At 59.3% G+C, this 16,878-nt stretch carries 7 protein-coding genes; 5 read left to right on the plus strand and 2 right to left on the minus strand.

The features are described 5' to 3' along the window. A complete protein-coding gene (locus tag L2Y28_RS16680) occupies positions 1-930 on the minus strand; it encodes a LysR family transcriptional regulator (RefSeq protein WP_022649101.1) in 930 nt (309 codons plus the stop codon). 108 nt (positions 931-1,038) lie between these two features. Here L2Y28_RS16680 and L2Y28_RS16685 point away from each other — a divergent pair, with 108 nt between their 5' ends. The 3 genes from L2Y28_RS16685 (at position 1,039) to L2Y28_RS16695 (ending at position 3,392) form a co-directional block, all read left to right on the plus strand. Then, positions 1,039-1,644, plus strand: a complete 606-nt coding sequence (locus L2Y28_RS16685; RefSeq protein WP_022649102.1) for an NADPH-dependent F420 reductase — start codon at positions 1,039-1,041, stop codon at positions 1,642-1,644. A gap of 18 nt (positions 1,645-1,662) precedes the next feature. Continuing rightward, positions 1,663-2,544 (plus strand): helix-turn-helix domain-containing protein, encoded by an 882-nt coding sequence (locus tag L2Y28_RS16690; protein ID WP_022649103.1) that lies wholly within the window; start codon positions 1,663-1,665, stop codon positions 2,542-2,544. Between the two features lie 101 nt (positions 2,545-2,645). After that, positions 2,646-3,392: an SDR family oxidoreductase gene (locus tag L2Y28_RS16695; protein WP_022649104.1), complete on the plus strand. Its 747-nt coding sequence runs from the start codon at positions 2,646-2,648 to the stop codon at positions 3,390-3,392. 39 nt (positions 3,393-3,431) lie between these two features. Here L2Y28_RS16695 and L2Y28_RS16700 read toward each other — a convergent pair whose 3' ends face one another. Continuing rightward, positions 3,432-4,154: an SDR family oxidoreductase gene (locus L2Y28_RS16700; protein ID WP_022649105.1), complete on the minus strand. Its 723-nt coding sequence runs from the start codon at positions 4,152-4,154 to the stop codon at positions 3,432-3,434. A 98-nt stretch (positions 4,155-4,252) separates the two neighbouring features. On the opposite strand from L2Y28_RS16700, the gene L2Y28_RS16705 reads away from it, so the two are divergent. Next, the gene (locus L2Y28_RS16705) at positions 4,253-5,170 is read left to right on the plus strand and encodes a LysR family transcriptional regulator (protein WP_022649106.1); all 918 of its coding nucleotides are present in this window, start codon (positions 4,253-4,255) and stop codon (positions 5,168-5,170) included. Between the two features lie 894 nt (positions 5,171-6,064). After that, the gene (locus L2Y28_RS16710; protein WP_022649107.1) at positions 6,065-16,864 is read left to right on the plus strand and encodes a BapA/Bap/LapF family large adhesin; all 10,800 of its coding nucleotides are present in this window, start codon (positions 6,065-6,067) and stop codon (positions 16,862-16,864) included. The last annotated feature ends 14 nt before the right edge of the window (positions 16,865-16,878 follow it).

A 16,878-nucleotide genomic window follows, 5' to 3' on the forward strand; every position in this document is an offset into this window, starting at 1 on the left:
TCACTTGCCGGATCCGCTGCGTTCGTTGAGAGGCATGCCAGCCTGCATTTTCAGCCTGTTAACGAACCAGCGTCCGGCCGGGCCGGGCGGATGTTCCTCCAGGTGCACCGCCTGCATGGAAAAACCGGGCCCGACGTCGGGCTGCATCGGCACGTTCAGCGTAACCAGTTTTCCCGCTGCGAGATCTTCCTCGACCATTGGCAGCGGCATATAACCCCACCCCAGTCCGGCACGCAGGAAGGCGTGCTTCGCGCCCATATCCGCTAAATGCCATGTCTTTGACGACATGACGCCAAAGCTTCGGCCCACGGTGAGAGAGGAGCGATCGGTCAGCACCAGCTGGACGTGTTCCTGTAAAAGTGAACGAAGGATCGGACCGGACGCGTTCGCCAGCGGATGCTCAGGGGAGACAACGGCCACCGCAGGCACGCTGAGAAGGAATTCTGAGATGCATCCCGCCGGAAGATGCGGCAGCGATCCGGTTATCGCCACCCGGCAATGACCGTCCAGTAAAGGCTGGAACACCGCCCCCAACGCTTCCACATACAAACGCAGCGGGGTGTCAGGAAATGCCTGCTGAAACGCCTGCACCGCAGCGGTGAGCTGCGCTACGGGAAACATCACGTCGACGGACACCGCCAGTTCAGGCTCAAGACCTTCGGCTAAGGTGCGCGCCTTAGCCTTAAAGGCGTCCATCCCGGCAGTGGCAAGACGCGCCGCTTCCAGCATGGCGACGCCCGCCTCCGTCAGCGTCGGATAACGCCCGGTACGATCGAATAATGGAAACCCGACCTGCGCCTCAAGGTTTGCCAGCGTCGCGCTGACAACCGACTGCGCGCGCCGCAGCCTGCGACCGGCGGCGGAAAAACTCCCTTCATCAACGGCAGCAATAAAGGTGCGGAGTTGATCAACAGACATACCGTCCAGCATGTATCGCTCCAGCAGATGGATCCCATCTAATTATATAGGCTATTCAGATAGGTCAAAGATTACTACTCTCAGTGCATGTTCACTACTCTTCAATGAAGGAAATACAATATGAAAACGACTACTGTAGGTATCATCGGCGCTGGCGCTATCGGGAAAGCCTTTGCAGAACAACTGGTTAAAGCGGGCATGAACGCTATTCTGAGTAACAGCCGCGGGCCGGAAAGCCTGACTGCGGTGGTTGAGAAACTGGGCCACGGGGCTCGCGCTGGCACCGTAGAACAGGCCGCCCAGGCCGACATCGTTTTTGTCAGCACAAACTGGGACAAAACCGAGGCCGCGTTACGCGGCATCAACTGGAAGGGGCGTATCCTGATCGACGCGACCAACCCGGTCATACTGCCAGGCTTCACGCTGGCTGAACTGGGCGGAAAAAACTCAAGCCAGGTGGTGACACAGTGGGCTCCGGGTGCACGCGTCGTTAAAGCCTTCAATACTCTCCTTGCAGGGGTGCTGGCTCAGGATCCGGCGCAGGCGGGTGGCCGTCGTGTCGTCTTTATCTCCGGAGACCATCCTGACGCAAAGGCGGAAATAACAGCCTTAGCCGGTCAACTGGGCTTCGCAAGTATTGATTTAGGCAGCCTGGAGGTTGGCGGTACGCTACAACAATTCCCCGGAGGGCCTCTTCCGGCGGTGAACCTGGTGCAACTGGCATAGCTAAAGGCAACGATAAATATGACGCAGCGTACTTCCGCAGAGACCTTTGAAGAATACCTTCCCGGCAAGCTGATCAGGGAACATCGGGCGCAATCTTCCCGGGATGTATTCGTGCAAATTCTGGCGCGCAGACACGTGCAGGAAAACGTCATTATTCCGGCAGTGCCGGAGCCTTTTATCGTCTGGATCCTCTCAGGTAATGCCGTCGTTGAGGAGCGTTCCCCCGGTGAGCCGTGGTTAGCAAACCGCGTTACCGCAGGCGATTTCTTTCTCACAACGGCGGCTTCTCCTACTGAAATGCGCTGGCACGCCGGGCCAGATACGCCTTTCGTCGTTATGCATGTTTATATGGGAGTGGCTATGATGCAGGAGTATGAACTGCGGGAAGTCTCCGGCGCGCGCGACGACACGCTATCCGCCCTGCTGGAGCAGATACGTCAGGAGCTGTATCTGCAAAATCCACCCAGCGGCCCGTTTATTCAGGGCATTGCGCAGGCGCTGGCAGTACATCTGATTCGCACCTATGGCACACATGCGAAACGACACCGCGGGGGCTTGCAGGCATTTAAGCTGCACCGGGTCTTCACGGCAATGCGTGAAGGGTTAGCCCAGCCGTTTGACCTGGCACGCCTGGCTGAACTGACCGATCTTAGCGAATACCATTTTAGCCGCGCCTTTAAACAGTCAACCGGACTTTCCCCTTCTCACTACTTTATCCGGCTACGCATGGAGGAGGCGCGTCGCATGCTATCGGAAAGCAATGATTCCATTATCAATATTGCACTGAACGTCGGATACACCAGCCCCAGCCACTTTGCTGCCGTATTCCTCAGGCATAACGGCGTGACGCCCTCCCACTATCGCAGCGATGCCGTTCGCAGCAAAAGCCCGACAGTTTGAGCAAAAGCCCGCGCGAAGCGATTGCCAGAAAGATCCATTATTGACCCGTACTTCAGACATTCTTTCTGAAGCGTTGAAATTAACTCTCAAGAGGATCAACTATGGAACTCAACGGTAAAGTCGCGCTCATCACCGGTGCTTCAAGCGGAATTGGTGCCTCCACGGCCAAAAAGTTAGCGGAACAGGGCGTCAGGGTGGGTCTCGCTGCCCGCCGTCTGGATCGTCTTCAGGCGCTGGTGTCTGAAATTGAGGCTGCTGGCGGGGAAGCCATGGCGCTGGCCATGGATGTCACTGACCCGGCCTCAGTTAATAAAGGGGTGGAGGCACTGCACAAACGCTATGGCCATATTGATATCGCCTTTAATAACGCCGGGCTGATGCCGATTTCGGATATCGCCAGCCTCCGGGTTGACGAGTGGCATCGAATGGTAGATGTAAACGTAAAGGGCCTGTTTAACACGGTCGCGGCCGTATTGCCGATTATGCAGTCACAGCGCTCGGGTCATATCATCAATACCTCGTCGATCGCCGGGCGTAAAACGTTTCCCGGACTGGGCGTATACTGCGCGACGAAGCACGCGGTTGCCGCCTTCTCGGATATTTTGCGTATGGAGCTGGCCCCTCAGTTCAACATTCGCGTCACCTCGCTTCAGCCGGGTGCCGTTGAAAGTGAATTATTCGAGCATATCAGTGACGAAAATTATCGTGCACAGATGGAACAGCTGAAGGAGAAGATGACGTTCCTGAAAGCCGATGATATCGCCGACTCGATTCTTTACGTATTGCAGGCACCGGAACATGTGGACGTGGCAGAGCTGTTTATTATGCCGACCGAACAGCCGTGGTAAGAGGGTGAAGCGGGTCAGGCTGGTGCCTGACCCGCAACGTTAGTTTGCAGAGGCCGTAGGTCTGATGGTGATTTCGGTGGTATCGACACTCTCAGGCGCCTCGATGATGTGGCGCACGGCGCGAGCGATATCAGCCGGTTTGAGAGCAATAGCCCGGTACGCATCCATCACCGCCATGGTTTCTTCGTGCGTGATGGTCGAGGCCAGTTCGCTTTCCACTACCCCAGGGTTGACGCAGGTCACACGGATGTTCGAACTTTCCTGACGTAAACCATCGGAAATGGCCCGTACCGCAAATTTGGTCGCGCAATAGACGGCGGCCGTGGGCACGACGGACAAGGCACCAATCGAGCCTATATTGACGATCTGCCCCGAGCCCTGGGCTTCCATAATCGGCAAAACAGCACCAATACCCCACAGTACGCCCTTGATATTTACGTCAATGGTGCGCTCCCATTCATCCTGCTTGCCAGCCGAAAGGGGAGAGAGAGGCATAATGCCCGCGTTGTTAATAAGTACGTCAATGCGGCCCCACTTTTCCCGTGCTGCCTGAACGAAGGCGGCCATCGACTGGCGGCTGGTAACGTCTAATACCTGAGCCTCTGCCTCCCCTCCTGCGCTGCGGATTTCATCAGCCAGAGCGTGGATGCGATCCAGCCTGCGTGCACCCAGGAACACTTTTGCGCCAGCCTTGCCGAGCTCTCTGGCGATACCTTCTCCGATACCGCTGGAGGCGCCGGTAATTAAGATGACTTTGTTCATGTTTTACTCCTTCAGTTGAGTTCACTGCAATCATAGATACAGACCATTGTTTCTTGTATCCTGCCTTTACTGGACTCACTGGTTAGCAATGTTAAACAATGAAAATCGATCTTAATTTGTTACCGCTTTTTCTGGCGGTCGCCGAAGAACGCAGCTTCAGCGCTGCCGCCGGGCGCCTGGGCATAACCCGTTCCGCTGTCAGCCAGGGAATAAGACGTCTCGAAGATGGGTTTCAGACCCTGCTGGTGATGCGCACCACGCGCTCGGTAAGGCTCACCGAAGCGGGTGAACGGTTGCATAAATCGTTGCTGGGGCCCATCGCCAACATTGAGGCGGCCTTTGACGACGTCACCTCGGACAGCATACCGCGCGGACAGCTCAGGATCGCTGTCACCTCAATTGCGGAAGCGTTTCTTTCGGGCCCACTGCTCGCCTCGTTTACGGCCGCGCATCCTGCGGTATCGCTTGATGTTTTCGTGTCAGATGAGGAATTCGATATCGTGGCAGCGGGCTATGACGCCGGGGTGAGGCTGGGCGAAGTTATCGAAAAAGACATGATCGCTATTCCCCTTACGGGCCAGCAGCGTGAACGGGTGGTGGCTTCACCTTCCTATCTGGCGACACACTGCGCACCGACGCACCCCCGTGAGCTGGTCGCTCATCGGTGTATCGGCTGGCGCCCTTCCCCGGACGTTGCCCCCTATCGCTGGGAGTTTGAGGAAGCAGGCGTCCCTTTCGATGTGGCAATTGAACCACAAATCACCACTAACGATCTGCGTCTTATGCTCAGCCTCGCGCTGGCCGGCGGTGGTATAACCTTTGCCACGGAGGACACCTTCACACCGTACATTGAATCAGGACAGCTGGTTTCCTTACTGGATGCGTTTCTTCCATCTTTTCCTGGTTTTTATCTCTATTTTCCCCAGCGCCACAATATGGCCCCCAAGCTCAGAGCCCTGATCGAGCACATCCGCCAGTGGCGACAGCTCCCCGCCACGCAGCCTACACTGCGTTAAATGGTTCCAACCCTGAATGCAGATTTTCCTCAATCTACTGCGTCCCTTTGATGAGCATCAACGACAGCACGTCATTACCATGGAAAATGACAACGGACACGATGGGCAGGACTTCACACAAGGATGGAACCTTAAAAATGTACAGACCAATAGTTGTTATCCTCTTTATTCTTTTGACATTAGCCGCCCTCGTGGAAATCGGCATAATTTCTTTAGGCTAATACCGATAGCCTCTGAAAGGCCACGCTTGCGGCCTTTTATTTATTAAACATGAGTAGAAAATACGTAATTTTTTTGAGTAGCAGAAATTAACCCGCCCGTAAAAAAATATTTTATAAATGAGAGAGTTTTAAATATATCATACACCAGATATTTTACCCTAACTTAAACTACAATTAAGCAGCAATTAAACCTAACCAAAATTAGATATTTATCGCATATTATAATTATTAATATCGCCCCACCAGCACCGTTTTAAGGGTTGCACCTTTTACGCCAAAACCCTTCATCCACGCGCCCTCATAGCTAACGAAATATATTCACGCTATCAATTAATCTCCCCTGCAATAGCCGCGTTGGGTTTACGAACACTTAATTTGCGTATTCAGACATTTATAGCTATATCATTTTTATAACGAAATAATTTAATACCTGCACAAATAATAAGGCTTATAAATCGCAAACATATAAATAAACAACTATTTCCTGTGTAAATAATTAGCTTTGCCCTGAGGTTGCCACTTTTAATCCTGGCGGGCATCGGTCGCGCTAAAGAAAGTAACGGTAAATCCTGTTTATTAAACAGTATTTTCGCCGGGAGCGCGTTCATCCCTTCAGAAACGATGGCTTTGTTTGACACGCCGTAACCAATCACTCTGCTGGAGTAATAACTGTATGAGCCAAATATCTGTTATATCTAAATTAACTGGCGTGGAAACGACCACGGAAGGGACACAGATAACACTCGATCACTCCTCAATCGTTAAGCTTAACGTGGATCGAGCCAACATCGCAGATTACTCCCGCAGCGGAAACGATCTGGTGATTACCCTCAACTCGGGCGAAGTGATTACCCTCAAGAATTTCTACGTTACTGATGCGCAGGGCGTAAGCCAGCTGGTGCTTGAAGAGAGTGACGGAGCGCTGTGGTGGATTGAAGATCCAACCGGTGCCGCGACCTATGAATCCATCGCCTCCACCGATGCATTACTGGCGGCGTCAGGGAGTGATGCCGGCGGCGCCGCTGCGTGGCCCTGGGTGCTGGGTGGCCTGGCCGCCGCAGGTGGGATTGCTATTGCGGCGGGAACCGGCGGTGGAGGTGGCGGAGATGACGATAACAACAACCCGAATCCCGGTAATCCGGGAAATCCTTCCGAACCTGATACTACGCCTCCGAATGCTCCCACTAATCTTCAGGTCTCACCTGACGGCAAAACCGTAACAGGTACGGCTGAACCGGGCAGCACGATTACCCTTAAAGATGCCGATGGCAACACCATTGGAACGGGCAAGGTCGGCAGCGACGGCAAATTTACTATCGATCTCGGTACACCGCTCACCAACGGGGAGCAGATCACCGCCACGGCCACCGACCCGTCCGGCAATACCAGCCAGGGTGGTCAGGTCACAGCACCGGATCTCACCGCGCCGGATGCACCTGCCAATCTGGAGGTTTCGCCTGACGGCAAAACCGTGTCCGGTACGGCTGAGCCGGGCAGCACCGTGACACTGAAAGATGCCGATGGCAACACCATCGGAACGGGCAAGGCTGGCAGCGACGGGAAATTTACTATCGATCTCGGCACGCCGCTCACCAACGGGGAGCAGATCACCGCCACCGCCACCGATCCGTCCGGCAATACCAGCCCGGGCGTTCAGGTCACGGCACCGGATTCAACCGCGCCGGCTGCCCCCGAGATTGTCACCGTCAATGATAACGTGGGCACCGAAGCGGGCCCGCTGAGCAACGGACAACGCACGGACGATGCACGCCCGACGTTCAGCGGCATCAGTGAAGCTGGCACCGTTATTACCTTCTATGACAACGGCAAGCCGATCGGCACCGCCACGGCCGATGCTACCGGGAAATGGAGCTTTACCCCGTCGACCAACCTGTCTGAAGGAAACCACGCCATTACCACCACCGCGACCGATGCGGCAGGCAACCAGAGCGGCCTGTCTCAGCCGATCAACTTTACCGTCGATCTTACGCCGCCAGACATGCCGGAGGCGACGCTCAATTCGACAGGCACGCAAATCACCGGTACTGCCGAGCCGGGCAGCAAAATTGTCATCACCAACAACGCCGGGGTGCAAATCGGGACCGCCACTGCCGACAGCAACGGCAACTACGTCGCCGACCTGAACCCTGCACAAGTGAACGGCGAGATCATCTCCGTGGTCGCCTCCGATGCCGCAGGCAACCAGAGTTCCCCGGCGCTGGTTAACGCAGCGGACATCACCGCGCCTGCCGCACCGGGTAACCTGGTGGTGGCGGAAGACGGGGCAAGCGTCAGCGGAACCGCCGAGCCAAACAGCACGATTATTATTAAAGCGCCGGACGGTACGATCATCGGCCAGGCCACCGCCGGTCCGGACGGCACCTTTACCATCCCGATTTCGCCAGCCCAGACCAACGGCGAAGCCCTTGCAGTGACGGCCACCGACGGCAGCGGCAACACCAGTCCGTCTGGCTTTGCCGACGCGCCAGACAGCACCCCACCGCTGGCACCGGAAAACGTGGTGATCTCTGCCGACGGCACCACGGTAACCGGTACAGCCGAGCCGGGCAGCACCGTCACCATTCGTGAAAATGGCGTTAAGGTCGGGGAAGCGGTCGCCGACGATCAGGGTAATTTCAGCGTTGATCTGATCCCGCCGAAAGCCAACGGCGAAGCCCTGACCGCAGATGCCACCGATACCGCCGGAAACACCGGCCCGACCGCGCCGTTTGACGCGCCGGACATCACCGCGGCACAAACCCCGGTCATCACAGGCGTGGAGGATGATGCGCTCGACGTCACCGGTCCTGTCAGCCAGAACGGTCTCACCAACGACAAAACCCCGACCATCAACGGAACGGGCGAGCCCGGCACGACGATCACCCTCTACAGCGGCACCACTGAAATCGGCACCGCAGTGGTTGGGCCTGACGGCCAGTGGTCCATCACGCTGGAAACGGATCTTCCCGACGGCGGGCACGTGCTGACGGCGACGGCGGTTGACGCCAACAATAACCTCAGCGGGACATCGAACACCTGGAGCATCACGGTGGATACCGCCGCGCCGGGCGCTCCAGCCATTACGCAGGTCATTGATGACGTACCGGGCCGCACGGGGCCGCTCGACAACAACCAAATCACCAACGACACGCTCCCGACGCTGAACGGTACCGGCGAGCCGGGCTCCACCGTGACGATCCGCCTGGACGGACAGGATATTGGTACTGCCATTGTGAATAACGGTGGCGCATGGACCTTCACGCCCACTACCGCATTAGGGAACGGGCAGCATACGTTCACCGTCGTCGCGAGCGATGCGGCCGGCAACACCAGCGCATCATCACCCGGCTTTACCTTTACCGTCGATACCACTCCGCCACCGGCAGCCACCCTTGACACCGTCTCCGATAACATCGGCACTGTGCAGGTTCCGCTTAACAGCGGGGATACTACTGATGACACGCTGCCGCAGCTGCAGGGAACCGCACCGGAAGGCACCACCATCACTATCTATGACGGGACCACCCTGCTCGGCACGGCCGTGCTTGACGGTAGCGGCGGCTGGAGCTTTACGCCAACCACGCCGCTGACGGACGGCCCGCATTCGCTGACGGTCCACGCGACGGATGAGGCGGGTAATACCACCATCTCGCCACCGTTTGAGCTGGCGATCGACACGACCGCGCCTGCAACGCCGGATATTCCTGAGATCACCGTGAACCCGGACGGTGCCACACCGGGGACGGCTCTGAATCCTGGGGAGACCACCCGCGATACCACACCAACCCTGAGCGGCTCGGGCACGCCGGGAGATACCGTAAGCATTTACGATGGCGCAACCAAAATAGGTGAAGCCGAGATCGATGGCGACGGTAACTGGAGCTGGACACCGGAAGATCCGCTCCCTGACGGCACCTACGATCTCTCCCTGACGGTGACCAATCAGGACAGCGCCGGGAACGAAAGCGCACCGTCCACGCCAGTGACCATTACCATTGATACCGACGCGCCGGGCCAGCCGGGGATCCCGACGGTGACAGACAGCGTAAGCCAGATCACCGGGCCAGTGGACAACGGCGGAACCACCAACGATCCGCGCCCGGTACTGAGCGGCACCGGTACGCCGAATGACGTCATTACCATCTATGACCAGGTGGGTACAGGCGAGCCGCAGGCCGTGGGCAGCGTCACGGTGGATGGTAGCGGTAACTGGAGCTGGCGTCCTGAGAGCAACATTGGCGAAGGGACGCACCAATACACGGCGACCGCCACCGATGAAGCCGGCAATGAATCTCTGCCATCAACCGGTATCACGATAACGGTCGACACCCTCGCCCCGGATACCCCGCTCATCGGTTCCATTGGCGGCGCTCAGAATGGAGGCTCAACCAACGATAACACACCTGTCATTGGCGGAGGCGGCACGACCGGCGAAACGGTGATTATCTACAACAACGGCGTGGAAGTGGATCGCGTTGAAATCGCCAATGGCGAGTGGTCATACACCCTGCCGACACAAACCGATGGTCCGCTGAATATCACCGTCGCCGCGGTGGACGACGCGGGTAACCTGAGCCCGGTCAGCCCGGTCTTTAGCGTGACGGTCGATACGCAGGCACCGACCGTGCCGCAAATTGACGCCGTCTCTGACAGCCAACTGACCAACAGCGTGCTTTACACCCGCGACGGTACCCCAACCCTCACCGGGATTGGCGAGCCGGGTTCGAGCGTAACCGTTTCTGTTGATGGCACGCCGTCTCCGGTGGTCGTGGTGGTTCAGCCGAACGGGACATGGTCCTGGACAGCCGACCCCGCGCTTGCGGAAGGGCCGCACACCTTCTCGGTTGCCGCAAGTGACGCGGCGGGGAATACCTCCGCCAGCTCCGGCGATCTCAGCGTGACGGTGGATACGCTGCTTCCTGCAACGCCAACCAATATCACCATTGCCGCAGAGGGCACGCCGCTGACCGGTACGGCAGATGACGGAACCACGGTGACGGTGCGTGACGCCGGCGGCAATATCATCGGGACCGGGGTCGCGACGGGAGGCACCTTCGCCATCGCCCTCTCCCCGGCCCAACTGGATCCCGCGACGCTGACGCTGTTCGCCACGGACGCCGCAGGTAATGCAAGCCCGACAACCACCTTTGACGTACCGGACTCCCCGCTTATTCTGCCAGCGGTGCCGGTGATTACGGCAATCAACGATGATGCCGATCCCGTCACTGGCGATGTGAAAGATAAAACCACCAATGACACCACGCCTACCCTTACCGGCACCGCCGATCCGGGTAGCGTCATCACCATTTATCTGGATGGGGCGCTGGTTCCGCTGACCGAAATTGTTGCGGATACAGACGGCAACTGGAGCTACACGCCGCTGCTGCCGCTCGCGGAAGGCCCACACACCTTCGCCGTCACCGCCACGAATACCGGCACCGGCGCGACCAGCGGGCAGTCGCCGATCGCGACCGTCACCGTCGACCTCACCGATCCGACCGCACCAGCCATCGGTGCGGTGACCGATGACGTAGGCCCGGTCATCGGCCCAATCGCTGACGGGCAGAGCACCAACGACAACCGTCCTACCCTGACCGGAACAGGCACGGCCGGGGACACCATTACGGTGTACGATGACGGCGACCCGCTGGGCACCGTTGTTGTCGGTCCGACCGGCACCTGGAGCTACACGCCGCCTGCGCTGGACGACGGCAGCCACACCCTGACCGTGACCGCCACCGACCCGGCAGGCAATGAGAGCGCCCCGTCGGCCGGGATCACCATCGTTGTCGACACCGTTTCCACCACGCCGGTGATTACCAGCGTGACGGATAACGCAGGGAATGCGGCAACGCCTGTCCCAAGCGGCGATCCAACCAACGACACTACGCCAACCCTGACCGGTAGCGCCGAGCCGAACAGCGTCGTCGCCATTTTTGATGGCGCTACGCAAATTGGTACGGTGGCAGCAGACGGCACCGGTGCCTGGACATTTACCCCTGAAACCGCCCTCGGCGAAGGGACGCATGACTTTACCGTCAGAGCGACGGATCCGCAGGGCAACGTCAGCCAGCCGTCCAACGCCTGGAGCGTCGAAATCGATCTGACTGCGCCACAGGTGCCGACGATCGTTACGGTCAGCGACAACGCCCCGGGAGGCGCAACCGGCCCGCTTACCGCCGGGCAGGTGACCAATGACACCACGCCAACCCTCAGCGGCACCGGCCAGGCGGGTACCATCATTCACGTGCTGAATAACGGCGTCGAGATTGGCACCACCACGGTCGACGGCAGCGGCAACTGGACCTTTACGCCGGATCCGGTACTAACGGACGGGACGTATAACCTGCGCGTTAACGCCAGCGATGATGTCGGAAACGTCTCCGCCAACTCGCCAGTGTTCGCCTTTACGGTGGATACCGCCGGGCCTGCGGCCCCGGTGGTTACCACGGTAATAGACGATGTCAGCCCGGGAACGGGAACCCTCGCCAGCGACGGCTCCACGAACGACACACGTCCAACCTTCAACGGTACGGGGGAAGTGGGCGCAACGGTACACGTTATTGTCGATGATGTGGAAATCGGCACGGCGGTCGTCAACGCCCAGGGTAACTGGACCTTCACGCCGACCACTGAACTGGGCGAAGGGCCGCACGTTATTACCTTCAACGCCACCGATGCCGCAGGCAATACCGGGGTCACCTCACCACCGTTCAACCTGACGGTGGATACCTCGGTGCCCGAAGCACCGGTCTTTACCCCGGCCACTGACGATGCTGGTACCGTGCTGGGCCCGGTCGCCTCGGGACAAAGCACAGACGACACCACGCCAACGCTGAACGGCACCGCGGCGGCCAACGCGACCATCACCATTTATGAAAGTGGCCGTGAAGTGGGTACCGCCGTGGCGGACGCAAACGGCGTATGGAGCTTTACCACCGGTACGCTGGCAAACGGCAGCCACACCTGGACCGCCACGGTAACCGATGCCGCGGGCAACGTCAGCCCTGCCTCACCAGGCTTTACGCTGGTGGTAGATACGGCTGCGCCTGTCGCGCCGGTTATCACCCAGGCGATTGACGACGTTGGCACCATCACCGGGGCAATAGGTTCCGGCCAGACCACCAACGATCCTCTCCCGCGTCTGGTGGGGACCAGCGAGCCGCTGGCCACCGTGAATATTTATGAGGGCACCACGCTGGTGGGCACCGGTACTGCCGATGCCGATGGCAACTGGACCGTCGATATCACCGTGCCGCTGGACAGTGGGTCACACACCTTTACCGCAGAAGCAACGGATCAGGCGGGTAACACCAGCACGTCGTCCGCCGACTTCAGCCTGACCATTGACACCACGCCGCCAGCGCTGCCGGTGCTGACCAGCATCACCGACGATGTCGGTAACGCCGCTGCGCCTGTCGCCAACGGCGGGTTAACCAACGACGCGCGGCCAACGATCACCGGTACGGCAGAAGCCGGCGCGACGGTCACCATCTTTGATAATGGGGTACAGATTGGCACCGCAGTCGCCACCGGCGGCGCGTGGAGCTTTACGCCTTCCACCCCGCTGGCTGACGGGCCGCATAATCTGACCTTCTCCGCCACCGACGCGGTGGGCAACGCCAGCGCGCAGACCGGCGGTTACACCATTAATGTGGATGCCACCGCCCCTGTCGCACCGGCAATCACCTCGATTGAGGATGATGTGGGGACCGTCACCGGACCTGTTACTGGCACCAACCCAACCAACGACACCCGTCCGACCTTAAACGGTACGGCAGAAGCCAATGCCACCGTACGTATTTACGACGGCACGACGCTGGTGGGGACCGTCACTGCCGATGCCAACGGCAACTGGACGCTGCCGCAAACCAGCACCACGCTGACGGAAGGCGCGCATAACTTCACCGCAACCGCCACCGATGCCGCGGGCAATACCAGCGTGGCTTCACCGATTATCACGATCAACGTTGACCTGACGCCGCCACCAGCCCCAACCGGGCTGGCGGTGATCACCAACGGGACGCAGGTCACCGGTACAGCGGAAGCGGGAAGCACCGTCACCATCACCAGCAGCACAGGAACCGTGCTTGGAACGGCCGTCGCGGACGGTAGCGGAAGCTTCAGCGCCACCCTCACCCCTCCACAGACCGGCGGGGAGTCACTGATTGTCTTTGCTACCGATAAGGCCGGTAACGCGGGTATCACCACCTCCGTGATTGCCCCGATCACCACAATCCCGAACGCGCCTGTTATCGCCAATATTGACGATAACGTTGGCACGGTGACGGGCAACCTGACCAACGGGAATACCACCGATGACACCACGCCAACCCTGAGCGGCACGGCGCAGCCGAACACGACCATCACCCTCTATAACAACGGGGTGCTGATGGGCACGGTCACCGCGAATGCCAGCGGCAACTGGAGCTTCACCACGCCGGTGCTGAGTGAAGGCCCGCATGCCTTCACCGCCACGGCGAGCAACGGCTCGGGCACCAGCCCGATTTCCACGTCGACCACCGTCATTGTCGATCTCACTGCGCCAACGGCTCCAACCGGGACCTTCAACGCAGACGGCAGCGTACTGACCGGTAGCGCTGAAGCGGGCAGCACCGTCACCATCCGCCTGGCGGATAATTCAACGGTCACCGCCACGGCGGACAGCAACGGTTCCTGGAGCTACACCTTCCTCAATAAACAGACGGAAGGTCAGACGCTGCAAATCACCGCCACCGATGCGGCAGGCAACGTTTCGCTGCCCGGCTCAGCCCTTGCGCCGGTGGTGCCGCTCTCTGCCAGCACCAACGCTGAAGAACTGGCGCTCACGACCACCGCCACGGTGACCAATTCGCAGTACAGCGACTATGGTTTCCTGCTGGTAGGCGCCGTAGGTAACGTGCTGACGCTGCTCGGCAACGACACCGCGCAGGTAGGTTTCACCGTCGGCAACGGCGGCAGTGCGGATATTGCCGTGAACGCCAACGCCACGGGTGCCGTTCTTTCCCTGCTCAATACCCTTGAGCTGGTAGTACAGCGCTTCGACGCCGCCAACAACACCTGGACCACCGTGGTCGATACCGGGCAGCCGCAGTTCGCTGACCTGTTGACCCTCGGCGCGACGGGGGTGTCGCTGAACCTGACCGGGCTGGCGAATGGTCAGTATCGCGTCCTGAGCTACAACACTAACCTGCTGGCAACCGGCTCTTACACCAGCCTCGATGTGGCGGTGAAAGAGACCAGCGCAGGCACCGTGTCCGGCGAGACCAGCGTTGTCGGGAACGTCATCACTGACGTGGATCCAACCGCAGGCAGCGACAACGCCCCGGCGGGCACCACCGTCACTACGGTCACCAACGCCCAGGGCACCACCACCAGCGTTACGGCTGACGGCACGGTGATTCAGGGGCAATACGGCACGCTGACCATCAACCTGGACGGCAGCTATACCTATAACCTGACCAACACCAGCGCCGCCGTCATTGGCCGCACGGAGAACTTTACCTACACCATCACCCATAACGGCACCAGCGCCTCGGCAAATCTGGTTCTGTCGCTGGGCGAAGGCACTACCAGCAGCGGGATCGTGGCCGTGGACGATACCGCCTCGCTGACCTTCGACACCACCGTGGAGGCGATCAACAACGGCACCTCGTCGCAGGGCGGCTTTACCCTGGTGGGGATCAACCTTGGCAATACCCTGGGGCTGAACCTGCTGGACGATCTGGCCAACCCGATCATTTATAACGTGGAAGAAGGCACCACCCGCACCATGACCGTTCAGGCGTCCGTGGGCGGCGTCGCGCTGGCCTCGGTGTTCGACCTCTACATCTATAAGTTCAACAATGCGACGCAGACCTTCGAGCAGATGCGCGTTGAACCCGGCTGGCTGCGCGCGCCGCTGCTGGGCGGCACCTCCCCGCAGCTGACGTTGAACCTGCCCGCTGGCGAGTACCTGTTCCTGCTCAATACGGCGGCGGGGATCACCGCGCTGACGGCCTACACGCTGAACGTCTTGCAGGATCATGTCTACAGCGTGGCAAGCGTGAGCGAGAGCACGACCGGGGATGTGCTGGCGGATGATATTGCGCCAGCAGGTACCGTGGTCTCCGACGTTAACGGCGTGGCGGTGAACAGCAGCGGCCTGACGGAGATCACCGGCGAGTACGGTACGCTGCGGATCAACGCAGCCGGGGAGTACACTTACACCCTGGACAGCGGAGTCGGCGCTGACAGCATCAGCACCCCGGATACCTTCGTCTACACCATCACCGCGCCGAACGGCTCGAAAGACACGGCATCGCTGAACATCACCCCGACCGCGCAGCCAATGGACGCGGTGAACGATGTCAGCACGGCGATGGACGTGAACTCGGTGCACCGCACCGCCGCATACTCGGATACCACCGTCGGGTCGGCGAGCTGGAACGCCGCGCTGCTAGCCTCAACCCAGGGCAGCGGAAGCGGGACCTTCGTGGTGGATCCTAATACTGCACTGCATAACGTGGTTCTGTCGTTTAACGTCGCCTCGCTGCTGACCCTTACCGGGTTAACGGTCGACTGGACACTGACCAACGGCACCACCACCCTCAGATCCGGCTCATTTAACGGCGGGCTGCTGCTGGGCGGCACGGCGACCATCAACCTGACGGGTCTCGATCTGGAGGCGGGAACCTATACGCTGAACTATACCGGCAGAATGGGACCGCTGGGGGTGGGAAATATCACCGTTACCCCAAGCGTCACCGGGACCAGCTACTCCCTGTCGCAGTTTGACGCCACGGGCACCCACACCGTTGACGGCAATATCTTCGACGGCACCGGCTCCGCGGGCGCGATGGACCAGCTGCACTCGGTGGATACCCGTCTCAGCATTACCGGCTACGACGGCGTAACCACCACGCTGGATCCTTACACCGGCAGCACGCAGGTAAACATCACGGGCCACTACGGCACGCTGGCAATTGCCGCAGACGGCAGTTACACCTACACACTCAACCCTGGGATATCGTTCTCTACCATTACCAGCAAGGAGGTCTTTAACTACACCCTGACCGACGCCAACGGCACCCGGGATACCGCCTCGCTGACCATCAATATGGCACCGAAATTTGTCAGTTCGGAACATAACGATGTGATTAGCGGCACGGCCTACGGCGACACGCTGATTTATCAGGTGTTGAACACTACGGCGGGTAACGCCACCGCAGGTAACAGCACGGGTGACCACTGGACGAACTTCTCCCTGTCGCAGGGAGACAAGATCGACATTGGCGATCTGCTGGTGGGCTGGAACGGTAGCGCGTCGACGCTGGGGAACTATGTCTCTGTTTCACAAAGCGGTAACAATACTGTGATCTCCATCGACCGTGACGGCACGGGAGCCGCCTACACTAAATCTACGCTCGTTACGCTGGACAACGTTCAGACCACCTACGACGAGCTTGTAAACCAGCAACACATCATTACCTGATAGCACCTGCAAGA

The organism is Enterobacter sp. JH25, assembly GCF_021725435.1.
In the GTDB taxonomy this organism is placed as follows: domain Bacteria; phylum Pseudomonadota; class Gammaproteobacteria; order Enterobacterales; family Enterobacteriaceae; genus Enterobacter; species Enterobacter intestinihominis.

Bases quoted from the DNA above. Each gene is read 5' to 3' on its own strand.
- L2Y28_RS16690 (WP_022649103.1), top strand. From the start codon at position 1,663: ATGACGCAGCGTACTTCCGCAGAGACCTTTGAAGAATACCTTCCCGGC.
- L2Y28_RS16700 (WP_022649105.1), bottom strand. From the start codon at position 4,154: ATGAACAAAGTCATCTTAATTACCGGCGCCTCCAGCGGTATCGGAGAA.
- L2Y28_RS16710 (WP_022649107.1), top strand. From the start codon at position 6,065: ATGAGCCAAATATCTGTTATATCTAAATTAACTGGCGTGGAAACGACC.
- L2Y28_RS16680 (WP_022649101.1), bottom strand. From the start codon at position 930: ATGCTGGACGGTATGTCTGTTGATCAACTCCGCACCTTTATTGCTGCC.
- L2Y28_RS16695 (WP_022649104.1), top strand. From the start codon at position 2,646: ATGGAACTCAACGGTAAAGTCGCGCTCATCACCGGTGCTTCAAGCGGA.
- L2Y28_RS16685 (WP_022649102.1), top strand. From the start codon at position 1,039: ATGAAAACGACTACTGTAGGTATCATCGGCGCTGGCGCTATCGGGAAA.
- L2Y28_RS16705 (WP_022649106.1), top strand. From the start codon at position 4,253: ATGAAAATCGATCTTAATTTGTTACCGCTTTTTCTGGCGGTCGCCGAA.